General features: G+C 65.3%; 21 protein-coding genes. 17 read left to right on the top strand and 4 right to left on the bottom strand.

From position 1 onward, the window contains the following. Positions 1-57: 57 nt before the first annotated feature. From mdoH to YP76_RS27545, 4 genes are all read right to left on the bottom strand, one after another. Positions 58-1,956 carry a glucans biosynthesis glucosyltransferase MdoH gene (mdoH, locus tag YP76_RS01990; RefSeq protein ID WP_046761929.1) on the bottom strand — a complete coding sequence of 633 codons (1,899 nt, stop codon included), beginning with the start codon at positions 1,954-1,956 and terminating at the stop codon, positions 58-60. A gap of 72 nt (positions 1,957-2,028) precedes the next feature. Further along, on the bottom strand, positions 2,029-3,513 hold the full coding sequence (locus YP76_RS01985) for a glucan biosynthesis protein (RefSeq protein ID WP_046762569.1): 1,485 nt from the start codon (positions 3,511-3,513) through the stop codon (positions 2,029-2,031). A 252-nt stretch (positions 3,514-3,765) separates the two neighbouring features. Continuing rightward, positions 3,766-4,599 carry a flagellin N-terminal helical domain-containing protein gene (locus YP76_RS01980; protein ID WP_046761928.1) on the bottom strand — a complete coding sequence of 278 codons (834 nt, stop codon included), beginning with the start codon at positions 4,597-4,599 and terminating at the stop codon, positions 3,766-3,768. Between the two features lie 22 nt (positions 4,600-4,621). Continuing rightward, positions 4,622-4,837, bottom strand: a complete 216-nt coding sequence (locus YP76_RS27545) for a hypothetical protein (RefSeq protein WP_157035635.1) — start codon at positions 4,835-4,837, stop codon at positions 4,622-4,624. Positions 4,838-4,927: 90 nt separating this feature from the next. Here YP76_RS27545 and YP76_RS01975 point away from each other — a divergent pair, with 90 nt between their 5' ends. From YP76_RS01975 to YP76_RS01895, 17 genes are all read left to right on the top strand, one after another. Further along, positions 4,928-6,169, top strand: a complete 1,242-nt coding sequence (locus tag YP76_RS01975; RefSeq protein ID WP_046761927.1) for a sigma 54-interacting transcriptional regulator — start codon at positions 4,928-4,930, stop codon at positions 6,167-6,169. A gap of 13 nt (positions 6,170-6,182) precedes the next feature. Further along, positions 6,183-6,542 carry a flagellar hook-basal body complex protein FliE gene (fliE, locus tag YP76_RS01970; protein ID WP_046761926.1) on the top strand — a complete coding sequence of 120 codons (360 nt, stop codon included), beginning with the start codon at positions 6,183-6,185 and terminating at the stop codon, positions 6,540-6,542. 3 nt (positions 6,543-6,545) lie between these two features. Further along, a complete protein-coding gene (fliF, locus tag YP76_RS01965) occupies positions 6,546-8,297 on the top strand; it encodes a flagellar basal-body MS-ring/collar protein FliF (RefSeq protein ID WP_046761925.1) in 1,752 nt (583 codons plus the stop codon). Next, the gene (fliG, locus tag YP76_RS01960; protein WP_046761924.1) at positions 8,290-9,303 is read left to right on the top strand and encodes a flagellar motor switch protein FliG; all 1,014 of its coding nucleotides are present in this window, start codon (positions 8,290-8,292) and stop codon (positions 9,301-9,303) included. Before fliF ends, fliG begins: the two co-directional genes overlap by 8 nt. Beyond that, complete coding sequence (locus tag YP76_RS01955) at positions 9,296-9,922, top strand: FliH/SctL family protein (protein ID WP_408640418.1); 627 nt, start codon at positions 9,296-9,298, stop codon at positions 9,920-9,922. The genes fliG and YP76_RS01955 overlap by 8 nt, the downstream gene beginning before the upstream one ends. Then, positions 9,922-11,250: a FliI/YscN family ATPase gene (locus YP76_RS01950; RefSeq protein ID WP_046761923.1), complete on the top strand. Its 1,329-nt coding sequence runs from the start codon at positions 9,922-9,924 to the stop codon at positions 11,248-11,250. Before YP76_RS01955 ends, YP76_RS01950 begins: the two co-directional genes overlap by 1 nt. After that, positions 11,247-11,672: a hypothetical protein gene (locus YP76_RS01945; protein ID WP_046761922.1), complete on the top strand. Its 426-nt coding sequence runs from the start codon at positions 11,247-11,249 to the stop codon at positions 11,670-11,672. The genes YP76_RS01950 and YP76_RS01945 overlap by 4 nt, the downstream gene beginning before the upstream one ends. After that, positions 11,665-13,458: a flagellar hook-length control protein FliK gene (locus YP76_RS01940; RefSeq protein WP_046761921.1), complete on the top strand. Its 1,794-nt coding sequence runs from the start codon at positions 11,665-11,667 to the stop codon at positions 13,456-13,458. The genes YP76_RS01945 and YP76_RS01940 overlap by 8 nt, the downstream gene beginning before the upstream one ends. Positions 13,459-13,493: 35 nt before the next feature. After that, positions 13,494-14,156, top strand: a complete 663-nt coding sequence (locus YP76_RS01935; RefSeq protein WP_046761920.1) for a flagellar basal body-associated FliL family protein — start codon at positions 13,494-13,496, stop codon at positions 14,154-14,156. Positions 14,157-14,207: 51 nt separating this feature from the next. Beyond that, entirely contained in the window at positions 14,208-15,092 is an 885-nt protein-coding gene (locus tag YP76_RS01930) for a flagellar motor switch protein FliM (RefSeq protein WP_046761919.1), read from the top strand. After that, complete coding sequence (fliN, locus tag YP76_RS01925) at positions 15,089-15,427, top strand: flagellar motor switch protein FliN (protein ID WP_046761918.1); 339 nt, start codon at positions 15,089-15,091, stop codon at positions 15,425-15,427. Before YP76_RS01930 ends, fliN begins: the two co-directional genes overlap by 4 nt. 196 nt (positions 15,428-15,623) lie before the next feature. After that, the gene (locus YP76_RS01920; protein WP_046761917.1) at positions 15,624-15,905 is read left to right on the top strand and encodes a FliO/MopB family protein; all 282 of its coding nucleotides are present in this window, start codon (positions 15,624-15,626) and stop codon (positions 15,903-15,905) included. Positions 15,906-15,936: 31 nt separating this feature from the next. Continuing rightward, positions 15,937-16,716: a flagellar type III secretion system pore protein FliP gene (fliP, locus tag YP76_RS01915; protein WP_046762567.1), complete on the top strand. Its 780-nt coding sequence runs from the start codon at positions 15,937-15,939 to the stop codon at positions 16,714-16,716. A gap of 106 nt (positions 16,717-16,822) precedes the next feature. Further along, complete coding sequence (fliQ, locus tag YP76_RS01910; RefSeq protein ID WP_046761916.1) at positions 16,823-17,095, top strand: flagellar biosynthesis protein FliQ; 273 nt, start codon at positions 16,823-16,825, stop codon at positions 17,093-17,095. After that, the gene (fliR, locus tag YP76_RS01905) at positions 17,092-17,874 is read left to right on the top strand and encodes a flagellar biosynthetic protein FliR (RefSeq protein ID WP_046761915.1); all 783 of its coding nucleotides are present in this window, start codon (positions 17,092-17,094) and stop codon (positions 17,872-17,874) included. Before fliQ ends, fliR begins: the two co-directional genes overlap by 4 nt. 3 nt (positions 17,875-17,877) lie before the next feature. Continuing rightward, positions 17,878-19,017 (top strand): flagellar type III secretion system protein FlhB, encoded by a 1,140-nt coding sequence (gene flhB, locus YP76_RS01900; protein ID WP_046761914.1) that lies wholly within the window; start codon positions 17,878-17,880, stop codon positions 19,015-19,017. Between the two features lie 104 nt (positions 19,018-19,121). Further along, on the top strand, positions 19,122-19,583 hold the full coding sequence (locus tag YP76_RS01895; RefSeq protein WP_046761913.1) for a ribosome-recycling factor: 462 nt from the start codon (positions 19,122-19,124) through the stop codon (positions 19,581-19,583). Positions 19,584-19,703: the final 120 nt, after the last annotated feature.

The raw sequence follows: 19,703 nt of genomic DNA, 5'->3' as shown, positions 1-19,703 counted from the left end.
TACCGGGCAATCAAGCGTGTCGTGTTCCTGCCTTCGCAGGAGCACGTCATTTGCAATTCAGCTATCATTAGCCGCATTGGACAGTGCGTCGAAGGGCGGCCGCGCATTGTCGAGCTGAAGCTGGCGATAGCGCGTCTTCTGGTAGTTCTGCATCCGCCACCAGGGTTCCGCCACCTGGAACAGGCCGCTTTTCGCCACATGGCTGCCCCAATCCTTGCGCGCGGTGAAGGCCGCGAAGAGCGGCGCCAGCACCAGTCCCGCCGCCACCGGCATGATCCAGCCGAGCGAGGTGCCGGACCTGACCGCCAGCAGCGTCAGCCCCGCACCCAGCAATATGTGCCATTTGAACAGCCAGATCGCGGGCAGCATCGCCATGCCGTCGCGGTCGCGGGTCTGGCCGTTCCAACTGCTCTTGCGGCCCATCAGGATACCGAACAGGTTGATGGTTTGCGTCAACATGCTGACCGGCGCCATCAGGATCGAGAGCGCGATGTCGGCCAGCACGCCCCGTACCATGCGCACGCCGCCGCCAAAGCCGATGCGCCGCGCCGGATCGGCCAGTGCCCAGAGCAGCGCCAGCAGCTTCGGCCCGAACAGCAGCACGGCGGTCAGCGCCAGCAGGCTGCCCGAGGGCAGGATCGCGCTGGGCGGCCAGACGCCCGCCGCCGCGCCGCCCAGCACCACCAGCATCAGCGCCAGCCAGAGCGGCGAAGTGCAATAGGCCGACGCGCCGACGAACAACTGGAACTTGCTGACCGGATGCATGCCCTTGATCTTCGAGAGCAGGGGCACATGCTGGATATTGCCCTGGCACCAGCGGCGGTCGCGGGTGGCGAGATCGGGCAGGGACGGGGGAAATTCCTCGAAACTGTCGTCGGCCATGACGATATGCACGTCCCAGCCGCGGCGGCGCAGCAGCGCGGCCTCGATCATGTCATGGCTCATGATATGGCCGCCAAAAGGCGCGCGGCCGGGCAGTTCGGGCAGGCCGCAGCTCTGCGCGAAGGCGCGGGTGCGCAGGATCGCGTTATGGCCCCAGAACATGCCTTCGGAGCCCGCCCACCAGATCATCCCGGCGGCGGAGATCGGCCCGAAGAGCCGGCTGGCGAACTGCTGCCAGCGGGCGAAGAAGGTCGTGGCGCCGACGATCGACGGCACGGTCTGGATCAGGCCGACATGGGGATGCCGCTCCATGTCGGAGGCCAGGCGCGCCATGGTCTGGCCGCTCATCACGCTGTCGGCGTCCAGCACGATCATATAATCATAGGCGCCGCCGAAGCGTTGGACCCATTCGGCGATATTACCGGGCTTGCGGCCGATATTGAGGGCGCGGCGGCGGTAATGGACCGGGCGGGAAAAGCCCTTGCGCATCTTCAAGTAGGCGACGCGTTCGATCTCGCCATTGATGGCGTTGGAATCGCTCAGGATGAAGAATTCGAAGCGTTCCCCGCCCATCACCTGCGCCAGTGAGCGCTCCATGATCGACAGGCGGCCCAGAACGCCCTGAAAATCCTCGTTGCAGACCGGCAGCAGAACGGCGGTTCGCCCGCGCAGCGGCGCCATGGCGCGCGCGCGATAGGGGCGCACCCCCTGCCCCTTGCCCATGGTGAGCAGCAGGAAACCGATCAGGCTGGTGGCGAAACCGAAGGCGATCCAGGCGAACAGTGGGATGAAGAGGGCGAGGTAAATCCCCTCCCAGGTGGAAATGCCGTCCAGGCCAATCGACCGCCGCATCTCATGCGCTGCCATGGAGGCAGGCAGCAGGGCGAGCAGCACGACCAGCATCCGCCGGGCCCAGAGGTCGGTGTTGAAGGGACGATGCGGCAGGTCGCGCGGGGTCGCGGCAAAATCCTGCGCAGGCATGGCCAGCCGCCTTTCGGGCGGAAGATGTTCGAACGCCCGGCTCGGCGCCGATCCGCTCGCTTTATCGCTGTGCACGCCACCCGTCGCTTTCATGTCTGATCCGTTTTGGATTCGAACCCGTCACAAGAACCGCCCCATCACCGGCTGGTTCCCTTTTGCCCGCCCTCAGGCGCCGAGCGGGTAATGCACATATTCGCTGAACGGGCGATTGCCAGCGCGAAGTTGAGCGCGGATATCGGTCGGCTTGCCCTTGTCCCGACGTATATCCAGGACCATGCGGAACATGTCCTTCTGATGCAGGACGGGATAGCCCGCCTTTTTGACCAGCGTTCCGCCTGCCAGATCGACCCAGATGTCGGGCCTTGTGCTGGCCGGAACCCCGGTGAAATCGACCAGGAAACGGTCGACCCCGGCTTCGCCCGATTGCCCGGTCCAGATATTCTCGACCGTGGCTAGATCGGTCGAGGCGGGCGTCCGCGCCGCAGACCAGTCGAGCCGGTAGCTCGCCTCGATCCGGCTGCCCGCGCGGGTGGGGGCGGCGGGGGTCCAGTAAGCGGCGACATTGTCGGTATATTCGCTGTCGGTCGGGAAGGCGTAGAGCCTGACCTGCCCGGCGCCCAGCGGCTTGCGGCTGGTCGCCCAGAGCGAAGGGCGGCGTTCGTAGAAGACGCCGTCATCCTGATAATGGTCGAAATCGCGGTCGCGCTGGAGCAGGCCGAAGCCCCTGGGATTGCGTTCGGCAAAGACATCGACGCGTGGGGCGGAGGGATTGACCAGCGGGCGGCAATGGGCGGTGCCGTCGGCGCTGGCGATGGAGAGCATGTCGCTGTCATGGATTTCCGGGCGCCAGTCGGTGCGGGTGCGCCGGTCGGCCTGATCATACCAGAACATGCTGGTCATCGGCATCAGACCCAGTTCCGTGATCGCCTTGCGCGCGAACAGCACGGCGTCGACGTCCTGCCGCACGCCCTGCGGCGTCAGCTCATTGGCGAAGCGGAAGGCGCCGGTCAGCGAAGCGCTGTCCATCAGCGCGTAGACGGTGACGCTGCTGCGCCCGGTGCGCTCCAGCCAGAAATGGGTGAAGCGGGGAAATTCCTCCTTGCCCGCGATGCTGGTGTTGATCGCGACGGCCCGGGCCGACAGGCCGAACTGCTTTTCGGCAGGGGCGCGGAAATAGGTGGCGCCGAGGAAGGACAGCCAGTCGCCGTCCCGCGCCGCATTCATGATGCGGAAACCGGAAAAGCCCGCATCCGGACCAAGGTTGCGCACCGCATTGCCGGGCGGGGCGTCGAACATGTCGGGATCGTAGCGCAGCGGTGTTGCCCGTCCCCTTTCCACCAGCGCGATCTCGACCGGTTGCTGCACCGTGCCGCTCAGCGGGAAAAGGCGGATGCCGGTGTCGCCGCCCAGATCGTTCCAGATCGTCCGCTCGTCCCGGAAGCGCGCCTGGTTGAAGGCGTCATAGCCGATCTTGTCCGCGCCGGGAAAGAAGGGCGTGACGGCAAAGGGCGCGCGGGTCAGCCGCCGTGCGCGGGCGATCACCATCTCCCAGGAAAAGGCTTCCGCCTTACCCTGGGCGGACGCGGAGCGGGGAAGCAGCAGCGCTGCGCCGGAGGCGGCGATCATCGTGCGGCGATCGATCTGGGTCATGGAAGCCTTGGACATGATGGGCATCATGGGTGCGACAACCGCCAAAGCAAGTGTTTCGATCCCGCATCGACTGGAAAATGGCCGATCGACACATGCGATGAAGCCTCCGCCCGGGGGGACGGAGGCTTCGTTAAGCTGGTCGTTTCATCGAAGTGTTTACCCCCGGCACGGTGGGGACTGTTAATGTGCCGGGGGCGGCATGACTGGCTGTCAGGTGACCAAGACCTCAGCCGGTCAATCCCTTGTTGGGCTTTAGCTGATCAGCTTCAGCACGCCCTGCTGGCTCTGGTTGGCCTGGGCCAGCATCGCGGTCGAGGCCTGGCTCAGGATCTGCTGCTTGGCCAGCGCGGTCGTTTCGGCGGAGAAGTCGGCGTCTTCGATGCGGCTGCGGGCGTCGGTCAGGTTGGTGACGTTGGCCGTCAGGTTGTTGACCGTCGATTCGAGGCGGTTCTGCGCCGCGCCAAGATCGGCGCGCTTGGTGGCGACGGTCGCCAGCGCCGTGTCATAGGCGGTCAGGTCGGCCGCTGCGAAAGCAGGGGCGGCCACGGTGCCGCTCAGCGCGCCGCCGGTCGAGGTGGCGACGGCGGACAGGTCGAGCTGACCCAAGGTGATGGCAACGGTGTCGGTGCCGCCGGCGCCGGCCTGGACGCTGATCGTGGCCGGAGCGGTCGCGGAGAACAGATCCTTGCCGTTGAACTGGGTCTTGCTCAGGACCGAATCGATCTGCTTGGCGAGCTGGTCGATTTCATTCTTGATGTTGCCCTGCGACTTGGTGTCGTTGGTGCCGTTCAGGCCCTGAACGGTCAGTTCACGCATGCGCTGGAGCATGTTGCTGACTTCGCCGAGCGCGCCTTCCGCCGTCTGGGCGAGCGAGATGCCGTCATTGGCGTTGCGGATGCCCTGGGTCATGCCACGGATCTGCGAGGTCATGGTGGAGGCGATGGCGAGGCCAGCGGCGTCGTCCTTCGCGCTGTTGATGCGCTTGCCGGTCGACAGGCGTTCCATCGCGGTGCCCAGAGCCTTGTTGGCCATGGCCGAAGCGTTCTGAGCGCGCAGCGCCGAGGAGTTGGTTCCGATAACAGTCATGATAATCCCTTTCCGTTCACTATCAGGTCGCTGCCATCAGGCTGCTTGCGGCCTCGAAAGGGGATAACGGCGCGGCGAAAAAAGCTTTTAGGCCTGGCGCGATTTTTTTCGAAGATTCTTGTAAAAGCCCGGAAATGGCGGGGTTTTGCGGACGCCTATACGCAATGGCGGGCGAAAGGTTCCGTGGCGGCGGAAAAAAATTGCCGGCCTGCGGCAAGAGATTTGCCGCATTAACCATATGCTAACCACAGTCGGGCAGTTTCACCTCATCGAAGGGGTCAGGGGCGTGCGGGGGCACAATCCTACCAAAATATGGGGTTGCAAGTTCATGTCATCACTCGACGTGAGCCGAGGAGTCTGCGCGCTTGTTCCGGGCCTGCAGCACTGGCTGGAAAATGCGTTCTTCACAGTCCGCATCGTGGAGGCGCAAAGTCCGCGTGAGCGTGACGACCGCCGCGTGTTGCTGGCGACCGAGATCGGCCATGCGACCCATCGCGACATATTGATCAATCTGGCCGATGGCGCGCCTTCACTGGTATCCGCCGCCAACGGCCTGCCTGCTCGCGTGGCATTCGGCCTGGAGGATATGGGCTTTGCCTTCGCGCTGATCGCGGAACTGGCCCGTCCTGCGGCGCTGCCCGCCGTGGGCGATGCGGCGAGCGCGCGGCTGATGACGATGGCCGGGCGCGTCGCCCGCAGCGACGCCACCGTATTGATCCAGGGCGACACCGGCACCGGCAAGGAAGGCATGGCGCGCTTCCTTCATGCGCAGTCCGGCCGCGTGACGCGCGATTTCATCGCCGTCAATTGCGCGGCGCTGCCCGAAACGATGATGGAAGCCATGCTCTTCGGCCACAGGAAGGGCAGCTTCACCGGCGCGGCCAATGCTTCGGAAGGTTTGTTCCTGGCGGCGGACGGCGGCACGTTGTTCCTCGACGAGATCGCCGAACTGCCGCTGGCGCTTCAGGCGAAGCTGTTGCGCGCGTTGCAGGAAGGCGAAGTGCTGCCCGTGGGCGCGACTCATCCGGTGCCTGTCAATGTCCGCATCATCGCGGCCTGCAACCGCAACCTGGCCGCCGAAGTCGCCGCCGGGCGGTTCCGCGAGGATCTTTACTGGCGCCTCAACGTGATGCCGCTGGAACTGCGGCCGCTGGCCGAGCGTCCGGGCGACATCGCCGCCATCGCCGCCGCGATGCTGCTGCGCCAGCCTGAATTCATTTGGCCGACCGCCAACGCGCTGGAAAAGCTGACCGCCCATGTCTGGCCCGGCAATGCCCGCGAGCTGGGCAATGTCCTCCAGCGCGCGGTCGTGCTGCGGGACGGCGACCGGATCGATGCCGACGATCTGCACATTTCCGGCGCGCCGAAGCTTCGCGTGGTGCAGGCCAAGGTGCTGGAAACCGCCGAGCCGATCCGCCTGCGTGACGTTGCCCACAATAGCAAGCTCGAGGCTGTCCGCGCCGCGCTGCGCGAGACCGACGGCCACCGCGCTGCGGCCGCCGCCAAGCTGGGCATTTCCGAACGCACGCTGCGCTATCGGCTCGCCGAGATGCGCGAGCTGGCCGCTTAAGGGAGGATAGGGCATGACCGGCATTTCCCCCACCGACAGCGTGATGGCGATCCGCAACGCCATCCTCCAGAAAAACGCCGCGCTGCGCGATGTCGCCCAGACCGGCAACACCGGCGGTCCCGCCGCGGTCGGCACCAACGGCGCCACCGCGCCGGGCGGGTTCACCGACGCGCTGAAATCGGCGCTAAGCCAAGTCAACGGCCTGCAAAATCAGGCGGGTGAAGCAGCCGCCTCGTTCGAACGGGGGGAAACCACCGATATTGCCGGGGTCATGCTGGCCAAGCAGCAGGCCTCCGTCAGCTTCGAAGCCACCCTTCAGGTCCGCAACAAATTGTTGTCCGCTTACAAGGACATCATGAGCATGCCGGTGTAATCCATGAGCGAGAACGCACTCACCCCCTCCGTTGGCGGCGCTGCCGCTCTCCCGGCCACCAGCCCCGCCTTTTCGGGCGGCGCGAAGGGCGTCGATGCGCTGAAAGCGCGCTTCACCGGCTTCATCAAGCAGCCGGCGGTGGCGAAGAGCCTGCCGCTGCTGGGCCTGCTGGGCGTCGTCGCGACGGCTGGCGCGGCCTGGCTGGCTCTGCGCGAACCGCCGCAGCGTGACCTGTTCCGCGCTCTGCCCGATGCCGACAAGTCGGCGGTCGCGCAGGTGCTGGACCAGAATGGCATCCGCTACGATTTCGACAATTCGGGCAGCATGACTGTCGGACAGGACGATTATTTCAAGGCGAAGATGATGCTCGCCGCGCAGGGCCTGCCCAAGAGCGCGCCCGACGGCAACAGCATGATCGACAGCCTGCCCATGGGCGCCAGCCGCGCCGTCGAGGGCGAAAAGCTGCGCTCCGCCCGCGAAATGGACTTGGCCCGCACCATCGAAGCGATCGACAGCGTGGAGAGCGCCAAGGTCCACCTCGCCGTCGAGCCGCCGAGCGTGTTCCTGCGCGAGCGGTCCAAGCCCTCCGCTTCCGTGATGCTGCGTCTGGCTTCGGGCCGCTCGCTCACCGATGCGCAGGTGAGCGCGATCGTGCATCTGGTCGCATCGTCCATTCCGGAACTCAATCCGGAGGATATTTCGGTCGTCGACCAGAATGGCCGCCTGCTGAGCAATAATGACAGCAATGCCGCCGACGATCGGCAACTGGCCGTCCAGACGAGGATGGAGGATCGTTATCGCCAGTCGGTGATCGCGCTGCTGACGCCGATCCTGGGAGCCGGCAAATTCTCGACCGAGGTGCATGCCGAACTCAACTTCGCCGAGCGGCAGGCGACCCGCGAAACCTATCCGCAGGATGAAGCGCGCCTGCGCACCGAGACCGGCAGTTGGCAGTCCGACCCGCGTGGCCAAGGCGCGGGCGGCGAGGCGAGCGGCATTCCGGGCGCGCTCAGCAATCAGGCCCCGGTCAACCCGACCGTGACCCAGACCAATCCCAACGGTCAGGCTGTCGCTCAAGGCACGCAGAGCGCGCAGACCGCCGCCCAGCCGGGCACGCCGCCCAATCCGCTGATGAAGACGGAAGAAACCTTCAATCGCAGCTTCGAACTGGGCCGCGAGGTCTCCGTGACCAAGGACGCCATCGGCACGGTCAAGCGACTCTCGGTCGCGGTCGCGCTGGACAATGGCGCGGACGGCAAGCCCCGTTCGGCGCAGGAAATCGCTGCGCTGGAGGCTCTGGTGAAAGGTGCGGTCGGTTTCGATCAGGCGCGTGGCGACGTCGTCGCCCTGTCCTCGCGCAGCTTCGCCAAGGCGGAGGAAGTCGCCACCCCCTGGTATGAAGCTTCGTGGGTTTCGCCGCTGGTGCGCAATGTCTCGGCTTTGCTGGTCGCGCTGCTGGTTATTTTCGGCATCGGTCGCCCGCTGCTGAAGCGCCGCGCCGCCGCTCAGGCCGCCGCCGCCGAGCAGGTCGCTGCCGAAGGGCAGAAGATCGGCCGGGAAATCTCGACCGAGATCACCCGGCAGGCGACAGTGAACCCCGATGGTTCGACGCCGGTCACGCTCGACATGATCTCCTCCACCTATGACTACGCCCAGCGCGCCGACCTGATCCGCAATTTCGTGAAGCAGGACCCCGATCGCGCCGCGCTGGTGGTCCGCGACCTTCTGAAGGAAGGGAAGAAGGAAAATGCCTGACGTCGCCACCGCCACGGCGCTCAAGGGCAGCGCCGCCGCCGCCGTCCTGCTGATGCTGTTCGATGAGGATGAAGCCGCGCAGATCCTCTCGCGTCTGGAACCCGAGGAAGTCCGCCAGCTTGGCTATGCCATGTATGACGTGGCCGACGTGCAGGTTGAGGAAGTCAACGAAGCGCTCGACCATTTCGTCACCAAGGCGAAGAAACGCACCACCATCGGCTATGGGGCGACCCGTCATATCCGCGGCGCGATGACCAAGGCGCTGGGCGAGGAACGGGCCGAGAATATGCTGGCCCGCATCACCCCGCCGACCCGCTCCACCCAGCTTGAGATGCTGAAATGGATGGACGCCAAGGAGATCGCCGTGCTGATCGAGGCGGAGCATCCGCAGATCATGGCGATCGTGCTCGCCCATCTGGAGGCGCCGATCGCCGCCGATGTGCTGCAATTGCTGCCGACCGAATATCAGGAAGAGATCGTCTACCGCATCGCCACGCTCGGCCCGGTGTCGAACGAGGCGCTGGACGACCTGGAGCAGCTCCTGCTGCGCGGCAATATGGCGAAGAAGCAGGGCGGCGCGTCGCAGCGCGGCGGCACGGTCGAGGCGGCGGCGATCATGAACAATGTCCGCAAGGACAATGAACAGCGCATCATCAAGGCGCTGGCCAAGCGGGACAAGATGGTCGCCCAGACGATCGAGGAGGAGATGTTCGTCTTCGACAATCTGATCGACATGGACGACAAGAATCTGGGCACGTTGATGCGCACCGTCGACAGTGCCGTGCTGGTCGTGGCGCTGAAGGGCGCGAACGACATATTGAAGGGCAAGATCTTCGGTTCGATGTCGGCGCGCGCGGCCCAGGCCATTTCCGACGAGATCGAGGAACGCGGGCCGATCCGCTTGGCCGAAGTGATCGACGCGCAGAAGCTGATCATCGCCACCGCGCGCCGCATGGCCGATGCGGGCACCATCATGCTGGGCGGCAAGGGGAACGACTTTGTATAAGGGCTGGGCCAATGCCGACGTCGCCAGCATTCCGCTGGGCGGCATGGGGCAGGTGACGAGCGGAGGCTTCCGCAACCTGTTTGTGCAAGCGCCTACCTTGCCCGGCCAGGCGGTGCATGACAGCCTGCCGGAAAGCGAAGAGGACCCGCTGGAGCAGGCACGCATAGAAGCCTTCGCCATGGGGTTCGATGAGGGGTGCCGGGTGACCGCGGACGCCAATACCGCCGATGCGCAGGCGCGCCAGCGGCTGGCCGAAGCGATGGAAATGCTGGCCCCCGCGCCGAGCGGGATGTTGTCGACCATGCTGTCCGCCACCGTGGTCCGGCTGGTCGAGCAGATTGTCGGCGAGGTCGAGATCGATATCGAACGGCTGCTCCAGCGCTGCGACAGCGTCGCGGCCTTCATCGAGGACAATGACGAGAAGAGCGCGCTGCACCTCCATCCCGAGGATATCGAACTGTTGGAAGGCGAGGCGGTCGGGGTGAAGCTGGTCGCGGACAGGGGGATGCAGCGCGGCTGCGTCCGGCTGGAAACGGCCGACGGCTGGGTCGAGGATGGGCCGGATGTGCGGCTGTCGCGGCTGCGCGCCTTGCTCGACGATATGGAGGGTAAGGCCTGATGATCAACACCGCGCTGGCCCAGGCGGAGGCGCTGTTCGACCATATGCAGGTGCAGAACCGTGCACCCCGCCATGTCGGCCGATTGGTCAGCCATGATGCGGGCATGCTGGAAGTCACCGGTTTCCGCCGTCCCATCGGCGCGGGCGCGCGGCTGATCGCATCGGACGGGACGGTCTGCCGGGCCGAAGTCGTGGGCTTTCGCGGCGACAAGACTTTGCTGGTGCCGCTCGACGCCGATGCGCCGCTGGAAAATGGCGCGCGGGTGGAGCCGGATAGCCAGGCGACCAAGGTGCAGGTGGGCGACGGCCTGATCGGTCGTGTCATCGACGCCATGGGCCAGCCGCTGGACCGCAAGGGGCCGATCATCGCGGGCGGAAGCTGGCCGCTCAACGGGGTCAAGGGCAATGTGCTCGACCGGGGGCGCGTCACCGAGCCTTTCGATCTGGGGGTTCGGGCCGTCAACGCGCTGCTGACCGCCGGGCGCGGCCAGCGCATCGCGATCATTGCGGGGTCGGGCGTCGGCAAGTCGGTGCTGATGGGCCAGATGATCCAGGGCGCCGAAGCCGATATCGTCGTCGCGGGCCTGATCGGGGAACGCGGCCGCGAGGTCAGCGACTTCCTGGAAACCAAGCTGAAGGGCGCGATGCACAAGAGCATCGTCGTTGCCGTCCCGGCCGATCATCCGCCGGTGCTGCGGCTGCGCGCCGCCGCTCGCGCCACAGCCATTGCCGAATATTTCCGGGCGCGGGGCAAGAAGGTGCTGCTGCTGATCGACAGCCTGACCCGCTGCGCCCATGCCCAGCGCGAGATCGGGCTGGCATTGGGCGAGCCGCCCGCGATGAAGGGCTATCCGCCCTCGGCTCTCGCGCTGATCCCGCGTCTGGTGGAGCGTGCCGGCGTCGATAGCCGCAGTGGCGGTTCGATCACTGCGCTCTACACCGTGCTGGCGGATGGCGACGATACCGACGATCCGATCGTCGACGCGGCCCGCGCCATTGTCGACGGGCATTTCGTGCTGTCGCGTCACCTGTCCGAGCAGGCGATCTTCCCCGCCATCGATGTCGGCAAGTCCCTGTCGCGCGTCATGGCCGATGTGGTGCCCGACGAGCATCGTCTGGCCGCCGCCGCCTATCGCCGCCTCTGGGCGGCCTATGAGGAAAATCGCGACCTCATCCTGATGGGCGCCTATCGCCCCGGCAATGATCCGGTGATCGACGAGGCGGTGCAGCGGCGGCAGGAAATCCTCGACTTCATCCGGCAGGATCAGAAGAGCTTCATCGACCTCGACACCAGCGCCAACGCCCTGATCGCCGAGTTCGGCGCATGAAGGGGGAAGTCGCCCGCCGCAATCGCGTGCTGCGCGTCCGCCATGTGCAGCATGCCATGGCGGTGGCCGAAACCGCCCGCGCGCGCGACGAGGCGGAGGGCATCGCCCGCAATGTCGAACGGCTGCGCAATGTGCGCAATGATCTTTTTTCGGGGCAGGGCATCGCAACTGGCGCGAATTTTGCAGCGATGCAGGAACTTGCCGGGCGGTTGGAACAGGCCGGGCGGCAACTGGATGGTGCGCTCTACGATGCGCGCCGCAAGGTGGAGGCCAAGGAAGGCCTGTCCCTCGCGGCCAATCGGGATCGCGAAATCGCCGTGAAGCTCAAGGATCGCGCACGCGCGGACCTGGAGGAATGGCGGGAGAATAAACTCGCGGCTCTGCCGCGCTATCGCCGGATGCAGAGGACAGGAGATGTCTGACGTGAACATGCTGACCAGCCTCAAGGCCTTGCTCTTTTCGTCGGCCTCGACGCAGATGCCCGCCGAGGGCGCGGGCACCGTTCCGCCGGAGGGGGCGGTGGATTTCGCGAAGTTGCTGGATGGCACGATGGACGCCGCGCCGGAGATGCCGGGGCTTCCGCAAGCGACCGCGCCGACCGTTGCGGCGGATGCCGCGGCGGTCGAAGGCACGGCATTGGACGGCGAAGGTCTCGCGCCTGCCAGACTCAATGGCGCCAAGGCCGAAGAGGGAGAGGCCGAAACGGTCCTTCCCTTGCCCTTCGGTTTGGCGAACGCCCTGAGGGCCGTGCAGAGCCATCGCAAGGAGACGCTGCCGCTGCCGCCTGGGCTTGCGAGGAAGACAGAGGCGCTCGCTGAGCCCGCAGCGCCCGCCGATGCGCTTCCAACGCCCGCCGTAGATGGCGAGCCTGTCGAAGAGGTCGCCGCGGAAACGCCCGCGCAGGTGGGCGAACCGGTGCCCGCGGTTGCCGATAATGGCGCAGGCGAGGCGCAGGAAATGCCCGTCATTCTGCCTGGTGAGCAGCCCGAGGCAGCCCGCCCGGTCAAGGAGGCGAAGCTGGAACAAGCCGAGACTTTGCCTGAAACGCCTGTAACGACCCGACCGGATGAGCCGGTAAAGGCCGACGCCGATCGGGACCATGCCGATCGGACCGATAAGGACAAGCCGGAGGAAAGGGTCCAGGCCATGCCTTCGCCCGATGTCGCAGCCGTGCAGACGCCGATGCCGCAAGCCGCTCCTCCGCAGCCATTGCCGACATCCGCGCGGCAGGGCGAGGCGGCAGCGGTGAAGCCGGATAGCGGCAAGAATCTGCCGGCAGAGGCGTTGATGCAGCCCGCGGCTGGCGAACAGATCATTTCCGCCGCGCCGACGTCGGCGTCAGCCGACCTTTCCCTTCCGGTGACTCCGCAGGGTGAGCGCCGTCCGGTGAAATCCGAAGCCATAGCCCTGCTGCAACTGGTGCGCGATCAGGTCGCTGGCCGCCAGCCGGGCATGCCGGTCCGCGCCGGGGAACCGGTCGCGGCGCGCGTCAAGAGCGGCCGCGCGGGCATTGCGGCGGAACTGGCCCCGGCCAATACCGCTCAGCCGGTCCCGACCGATGCTGCGTCGGTGCCGCCGCTCGCCCAGCCGTCCGCCGGTCCCGCGGTTCAAACGGCCGTCATCGCGCCGCCCACGGTGGACCTGTCCGCCAGCCTGGGCGCGCAGGTGGTGGACATGGGGGTTTCCGGCCAGTGGATCGATGGCCTCGCCCGCGAGATTGCCGGCCTTTCCGCCAATGGGGCACAGGGTCGATTCCAGATCAATGCCGATCAGCTTGGGCCCGTGCAGGTCGACATCCGTCATGGCAGCGACGGCGCGGCGGTCAGCCTGACCGTCGCCAGCGAGGCCGCCGAAATGGCGCTGCGCCAGGACAGTGATCGGTTGCGTCTTGACGCCAGCCTGTCCGCGGTGCGCATCGCCGAGGTGAAGATCGAGCGCGCGCCGCATGTCGCCGAAGCCGCGCGGGCGGACGGCGCGAGTCAGCAAGGCTCGCAGCAATCTTCCCAGACCCCCAATGGCTGGGCGAATAACGGCCAGAACATGGCGCAGTCCCAAGGGCAGGCGCACGGGCAAGCACAGGGGCAGGGTCGTTGGCGCGCGTCGGAAAATGGTGCTTTTTCCCCTAAAAATTCCGGCGATCCTGCCGTTCTCAACCCTGACGATGCGCGCCGGGCGAGCCATGACTCCCTGCGCGCGCGCTATGCCTGATTGAGACCGGGCCCGATCGAGACGGGGGATTTTCCATGAGTGACGACGCGAAGCCGAAGAAGAAAAAGGGTGGGGGCATGAAGATGATCCTGCTGATCGTCATTGCCATGGTGGTCGGCGGGGCGGGCGCCGCTGGCGGATTGTACGCCGCCGGTTTCTTCAGCCCGAAGGCGGAAGGACCGAAGGAAGACCCCAACAAGCCCGTGCTTGTCCTGGCCGGCGAAAGCGCCGAGGAAGTCGCCAAGGCCCATGGCTATGCCGGCGGTGGCGGTGGCGAAGGCGGCGGCCATGAGGGCGGTAGCGGTGGTGGTCATGTCGCGTCCGGCGTCCATGTTCCGGCCAAGGGCATCGACCTGCCGACCCCAGCGAACCCGGCCGCCTATCAGGCGACCTATTTCCAGCTCCAGACCCCCTTCACCTCGAACATGTCCGACACGGACGCGTTCGCGCAGATATCGCTCGCCGTTTCGACCTATTACGACATTCGCGTTGTCGAGGCGATCAAGGCCCATGAGACGGCGATTCGCAGCCAGGTGCTGATGATGCTGGCCGAACAGCCGGTTGAGGCGCTCTCTACGCCGCAGGGCAAACGCGCGCTCCAGGGCAAGATAAAGGCCATCATTAACGACATTTTGAAGCAAAAGACGGGCTATGGCGGCGTCGATAACGTTTATTTTACCAATTTCGTTATTCAATAGGGCTGCCTGAACGTGCGGGAAGTCCCCCGCCCGGGACGGCAGGGGACCGAAATGACCGACGTTCAAGCCTACGCCTTCGGGCGGGGGGAATCGCAGGCGCCGCTGATGCTGTCAGGGCTGGACCGGCTGGGCGAAAAGCTCGGCCGGCGTTTGCGCGCCCTGATCGAGCCGATTGCCGGCGTCCGTCCGCATATCGTCGCGCAGGATGCACGGGGGCTGGAATTCGGCGCCTGGAATGCCGAAGTGCCCGCTTCATCCAGCATCGGCGTCTATCGTCTTGCGCCGCTCAAGGGCCAGGTTCTGTTGCGGCTGGACGCGGCGATGATCTCGACGCTGGTCGACTGTTTCTATGGCGGCATCGGCAATCGGGCATTGCCGGCGCGCGGCGAGTTCACGCCGACCGAAGACAGGCTGATCGCGCGCATTTCCGATGGTTTCATGACCCGGCTGGTCGAATGCTGGGGCGATATGCTGGCGCTGGAGCCGGGCCTGATCGTACGCGAGGCGGGCGTCGGCTTTGCCGCCGCCGCGCAGCCGGGCGAGCAGGTTGTGCTGCAACGCTTCATGATCAGCATCAGCCGCGACGATGAATGGCCGGTCGATCTGCTGTTCCCGCTGGCCTCGCTGCGCGCGGTGGAGCCGCTGATGGGCGCAAGGGTACCGGTGGATGAGGCGCGGATCGATCCGGTCTGGCAGGCGCGCATCGCATCGCGCATGCATGACATCCGCCTGCCTGCCCGCACCGTGCTGGCGCGTCCCAATCTGTCGCTGGCCGAGCTGATGCAGCTCAAGGCCGGGGACGTCATTCCCGTTACCATCAACCGCAGCCTGCCGCTGATCGTGGGCGATCGCATCGTCGCCCATGGCTCGATCGGCGATCAGGACGGCCGCGCCGCATTCCAGATTGAAAAGCTTGCACAGGAACCCGGACAATGAGCGATATGAGTGAAGCCCCGCGCCTGGACGGCATCGGCGAGGACAGCGTCAGCCGCATGGTGAACAACCGGCAATTCCGCCTGCTGGCCGATATTCCGGTGCGCATGTCGGTGGAGGTCGGGTCGACCTCCCTGCGTCTGGCCGAGGTCATGGACCTGGCCGAAGGCAGCGTCGTGGAACTGGACCGCCAGGCCGACGATCTGCTCGACATCATGGTCAACGGCGCGCTGATCGCCAAGGGCGAGGTGGTGACGGTGAACGGCCGTTACGGCGTACGCATCGTGGAGATCGCGGCGACCGAAACCCGGTTGGCCGGGGTCGAACGGCGGGGGTGATTGCCAGAAACGGCGACCTTGCTGATTTACCGCTTGCCTTGCGCGCCATTATTGGCAGACCGCGTGACGGATTAACCATGAATTTGATCCGGTTCTGATGGAACCGGCCAAATCCATGAATTTTGGTTGCCGTGATTTCCGAGTCGCCAGATGAGGCCATCTACCTTGAAATCACTCTAGTCGCGAAAGCCCGTTCATGATCTGGTACTTCGTCAAGCTGCTGATCCTGTTGCCGCTGGTGGGGGGCATGGCCTTTGGTGCGCTGTGGCTGTGGCGCAAATATCAGCCCGGCATGATGGTCGGGCAGAACGACCGTTCCCTGAAAATATTGGAAGCGCTGCCTATGGGGACGTTCGGCAAGCTCGCCGTGGTGGAGTTCGAGGGCAAGAAGATATTGCTCTCCGTGACGCGCGGCCGGATCGAGAAGATCGCGGAAGGCGATACCGGCAATCTCGGGTCCTATCGTGCCGGGCGCTGAGTTGTTTCCCCTTGCCCGGCCTGTGACGGGGATGATGAAATGGGTCGCGGCGGCGTTTCTGATCGCGGCGCTGTTCACCGCCTTTCCCGCTTTCGCGCAGGCTGCGCCCGCTGCGCCCCCGCCTCTCGATAATGGCGGCGCGCTGACCCGCGCCATGGGGCAGATTTCGGGCGACGGCCGCTCGCTGTCGCTGTCGCTGCAAATCCTGATCCTCATGAGCCTGCTGACGGTGCTGCCGTCGCTGGTGCTGATGATGACCAGCTTCACCCGCATCATCATCGTGCTGTCGCTGCTGCGCCAGGCATTGGGCCTGCAACAGACGCCGCCCAATCAGGTGCTGGTGGGCCTGACCCTGTTCCTGTCGCTGTTCGTGATGCGGCCCTATGTCGACCAGATCAACGCGCAAGCCTTCGACCCCTATGGCAAGGGGCAGATTTCCATCGAGGAGGCGGTGGGCCGTTCGGGCAAGGTGCTGCACGGTTTCATGGCCAAGCAGACGCGCGAGACCGACCTCAAGTTGTTCGCCAATCTGGCCGAGGCGCCGGCGTTCAAGTCGCCCGCCGACATCCCCTTCTCCATCCTGCTGCCCGCCTTCGTGACGTCGGAACTGAAGACCGCGTTCCAGATCGGCTTCATGATCTTCCTGCCGTTCCTCATCATCGATCTGGTGGTCGCCTCCACGTTGATGGCGCTGGGCATGATGATGCTGTCGCCGACGATCATCTCCATGCCGTTCAAGCTGTTGCTGTTCGTGCTGGTGGATGGCTGGGCGCTGACGATGGGGTCGCTTGCCGGCTCCTTCGCGACATGAGGCATGTTTCAATGAGATTGAACATGCCTCATGGTCTTTTGTTTGCCGCATTTTGCGAGCCGTCGGCTGTGCCAGCCGACTTCAAAATGCTCTAGGGAGGCCCGCAATGGAGAACGCCGATTTCTTCATGGGGCTGGCGCAGCAGGCGCTGTGGATCACGGCGCTGGCGGCAGCGCCTATCTTGATTCCGGCGCTGGTCGCGGGCGTGCTGATCGGCATGATCCAGGCGGCAACCTCGATCAACGAACAGACTTTGGCCTTCATTCCCAAGATCATCGTTGTCGGCGCGATGCTGGTGCTGTTCGGTGGCTCCATCATGGTGCTGATCGCCGATTTCACGCGCGAGATTTTCGAGCGCATACCGGACCTGCTGCAATGATCGCGCCGGGCTTCGCCAATGTCGAGGTCCAGCTCTGGATCTGGCTGATCGCCATGATCCGTCCCGGCGCGGCCTTCATGGCGGCGCCTATTTTCGGCGCGCCTGCCGTCCCGCTGCAACTGCGCCTGATCCTGTCTCTGGCGCTGGGCATGGCGGCGCTCAACAGCGTGCATATCGTGCTGCCGCAGGACGGCGTCGCCAGTTTCGAAGGCATCATGCTGGTCGCGGGCGAGGTGCTGGCGGGCCTGGCCATGGGCTTTGCCGTGCAGATCGGCTATGCCGCCGCGCTGGTCGCGGGCGAGGCGATCGGCAATACGATGGGCCTCAATTTCGCGGCGATGGTCGATCCCTCATCGGGTCAGTCGACACAGGCGGTGGGTCAGTTCCTTTCCATCCTCGCCACCTTCCTGCTGCTGGCGATGGACGGGCATCTGATGCTGGTGAGCTTTGTCGTGCAAAGCTATCAGGCGATGCCGCCGGGCGGCGCGATGCTGAGCAATGATGCGGTCTGGCATCTGATCGAGTTCGGCGGCGCGCTGCTGGGCGCGGGCGTCACCATCGCGCTGCCGGTCGGTTTCGCGCTGGTGCTGGTGCAGATCGTCATGGGCATGCTGGCGCGCACCGCGCCCGCGCTCAACCTGTTCGCGGTCGGCATGCCGGTGGCGCTGATGGCGGGGCTGATCCTGCTGGCGGTCACCGCGCCGATCATGGGCGAGGGGATCACCGCCGCGCTGAAGGCCGGGCTGGACCAGGCCCAATATTTGTCGGAAGGGCGCTGAACCATGGCACAGAGCAATGGCGGCGGCGAAAAGACCGAAAAACCGACAGCCAAGAAGCTGAAGGATGCCGCGAAGAACGGCGACATTCTCCAGTCCCGCGATCTGGCGACGGCGCTGGTGGTGATGGCGGGCATCGGCTGGATCGCCGTTACCGGGCCTTCGGTCGTGGAGTCCCTGTCGGAGATGCTGATCGAGGCATTGCGTTTCCGGCGCGAGGATATCGTCAATTTCGCGCCCGCCGACCGGGGCTTTGCCCTGTTGTCGGGGATCGCGCTGCCGGTGGCGGGCATCTTGCTGGCGACATTGCTCGCGGCCATTGCCGGACCGGCACTGTTGGGGGCGCTCGGTTTCCGCCCCGGTGCCTTCGCGCCCAAGGCGTCGAAGCTCAATCCGGCCGCAGGCCTCAAGCGCATGTTCGGCATGCATGGGCTGATCGAACTGGTGAAGTCGATCGCCAAGGTATCGCTGCTGGGTGCGATCGGCGTGTGGATGATCTGGGACCGGATGACGGACATTGTCGGCCTGGGCAAGGCGGGGCTGGCGCCCGCCATGTCGGACCTGGGCAATATGTTCATCATGACATGCCTGGTGATGGCGGGCGGCCTGTTCCTGATCGCGGGCATCGACGTGCCGGCGCAGCTTATCCAGCGGTCCAAGCGGCTGGCGATGACCAAGCAGGAAATCAAGGACGAGCATAAGGAGAGCGAAGGCTCGCCCGAACTGAAAGGGCATATCCGCCGCAAGCAATATGAAGTGCTGAGCGGTTCGACCCGCAAGGCGGTGGCGGAAGCCAGCGTGATCATCACCAACCCGACGCATTTCGCCGTCGCCCTGCGCTACAAGCCGGGGCAGGACGCCGCGCCTGTCGTGGTGGCGCGGGGATGCGACGCCATTGCGGCGGCGATCCGCGAGTTGGCGGACCAGAATGGTGTGACGGTGCTGCAATATCCCGAGCTGGCGCGCGCCATCTACTTCACCTCGCGCGCCGGGCAGATCGTGAACGAGGGGCTTTATATGGCGGTCGCGACCGTGCTGGCCTTCGTCTTCCGGGTGGAGAATCGCTTGGGCAGCGAGATGGACCGGCCGTTCATCACCGTGCCGGACGATCTGCGCTTTGATGCGGACGGCAAGAAAATTCCGTGATTTCATTGTGTTGAGAATGAATTTCGCAAAAATACGATGCTTAACTAAAGTTTAGGACTGATTGTCCGTATAATGTTGATGGGGACGCATTAAGATGGTGCGTCATGAACGACTATTTTTCGCGGAGCGATATTTCGCCGGTTGAACGCAGCGCTACCCGCGCGCCTTCGGCCGTGTCCGCCGTTCAGCCGGTTTCCTCCACATCCCAAACGGTTCGCCAGGGCCGTGGATCGTCTTCGCAGACAGCGCCCGACGATCAGTCCGGATCGGAAGACCGCATCGCCAGCAGCGCCGAATATGCCAAGGTGCATGCCCGCATCGCCGACATATTGGCGGAACTGCGCGTCCAGGGCACCACCGCCACCGTCCAGGGTGCAGCGGATGAAATCCAGTCGATGCTGCCTGCACCGCAAGTGCTCGTGCCGCTGCCGCCCGCTTCGAAGGAAGCCGTGGAAAGCACCATCCGCATCGCCAAGCGCATAGCCGAGCAGGCGGCCATTGCCCATGTCGCACAGGCCAATATCCGGCACGGAGCGGTCGATCAGGTCGTAACCATCGGCGGCTGATATGCCCCCATTGAGTGCAGGCGCAATCCGTTTCCCGGCGCGTGGAAGCGGTCTTCCCACATGCTTTTTCCGCCCCCGCGCAAATCATTCCTAAAGGTCTTGGGCATAGGGCCGTTCTCG

It is taken from the genome of Sphingobium chungbukense (assembly GCF_001005725.1).
GTDB lineage: Bacteria > Pseudomonadota > Alphaproteobacteria > Sphingomonadales > Sphingomonadaceae > Sphingobium > Sphingobium chungbukense.
The sequence above is the reverse complement of the archived record's forward strand: the minus strand, read 5'-3'. Positions and strand labels throughout refer to the sequence as shown.

Excerpts from the sequence above, each read along its gene's own strand:
- YP76_RS01980 (WP_046761928.1), bottom strand. The coding sequence starts at position 4,599 with ATGACTGTTATCGGAACCAACTCCTCGGCGCTGCGCGCTCAGAACGCT.
- YP76_RS01975 (WP_046761927.1), top strand. The coding sequence starts at position 4,928 with ATGTCATCACTCGACGTGAGCCGAGGAGTCTGCGCGCTTGTTCCGGGC.
- YP76_RS01950 (WP_046761923.1), top strand. The coding sequence starts at position 9,922 with ATGATCAACACCGCGCTGGCCCAGGCGGAGGCGCTGTTCGACCATATG.
- fliR (WP_046761915.1), top strand. The coding sequence starts at position 17,092 with ATGATCGCGCCGGGCTTCGCCAATGTCGAGGTCCAGCTCTGGATCTGG.
- fliQ (WP_046761916.1), top strand. The coding sequence starts at position 16,823 with ATGGAGAACGCCGATTTCTTCATGGGGCTGGCGCAGCAGGCGCTGTGG.
- fliF (WP_046761925.1), top strand. The coding sequence starts at position 6,546 with ATGAGCGAGAACGCACTCACCCCCTCCGTTGGCGGCGCTGCCGCTCTC.
- YP76_RS01940 (WP_046761921.1), top strand. The coding sequence starts at position 11,665 with ATGTCTGACGTGAACATGCTGACCAGCCTCAAGGCCTTGCTCTTTTCG.
- YP76_RS01930 (WP_046761919.1), top strand. The coding sequence starts at position 14,208 with ATGACCGACGTTCAAGCCTACGCCTTCGGGCGGGGGGAATCGCAGGCG.
- flhB (WP_046761914.1), top strand. The coding sequence starts at position 17,878 with ATGGCACAGAGCAATGGCGGCGGCGAAAAGACCGAAAAACCGACAGCC.
- YP76_RS01935 (WP_046761920.1), top strand. The coding sequence starts at position 13,494 with ATGAGTGACGACGCGAAGCCGAAGAAGAAAAAGGGTGGGGGCATGAAG.
- fliN (WP_046761918.1), top strand. The coding sequence starts at position 15,089 with ATGAGCGATATGAGTGAAGCCCCGCGCCTGGACGGCATCGGCGAGGAC.
- YP76_RS27545 (WP_157035635.1), bottom strand. The coding sequence starts at position 4,837 with ATGGTTAATGCGGCAAATCTCTTGCCGCAGGCCGGCAATTTTTTTCCG.
- YP76_RS01920 (WP_046761917.1), top strand. The coding sequence starts at position 15,624 with ATGATCTGGTACTTCGTCAAGCTGCTGATCCTGTTGCCGCTGGTGGGG.
- mdoH (WP_046761929.1), bottom strand. The coding sequence starts at position 1,956 with ATGAAAGCGACGGGTGGCGTGCACAGCGATAAAGCGAGCGGATCGGCG.
- YP76_RS01895 (WP_046761913.1), top strand. The coding sequence starts at position 19,122 with ATGAACGACTATTTTTCGCGGAGCGATATTTCGCCGGTTGAACGCAGC.
- YP76_RS01985 (WP_046762569.1), bottom strand. The coding sequence starts at position 3,513 with ATGACCCAGATCGATCGCCGCACGATGATCGCCGCCTCCGGCGCAGCG.
- fliG (WP_046761924.1), top strand. The coding sequence starts at position 8,290 with ATGCCTGACGTCGCCACCGCCACGGCGCTCAAGGGCAGCGCCGCCGCC.
- YP76_RS01945 (WP_046761922.1), top strand. The coding sequence starts at position 11,247 with ATGAAGGGGGAAGTCGCCCGCCGCAATCGCGTGCTGCGCGTCCGCCAT.
- fliE (WP_046761926.1), top strand. The coding sequence starts at position 6,183 with ATGACCGGCATTTCCCCCACCGACAGCGTGATGGCGATCCGCAACGCC.
- fliP (WP_046762567.1), top strand. The coding sequence starts at position 15,937 with ATGATGAAATGGGTCGCGGCGGCGTTTCTGATCGCGGCGCTGTTCACC.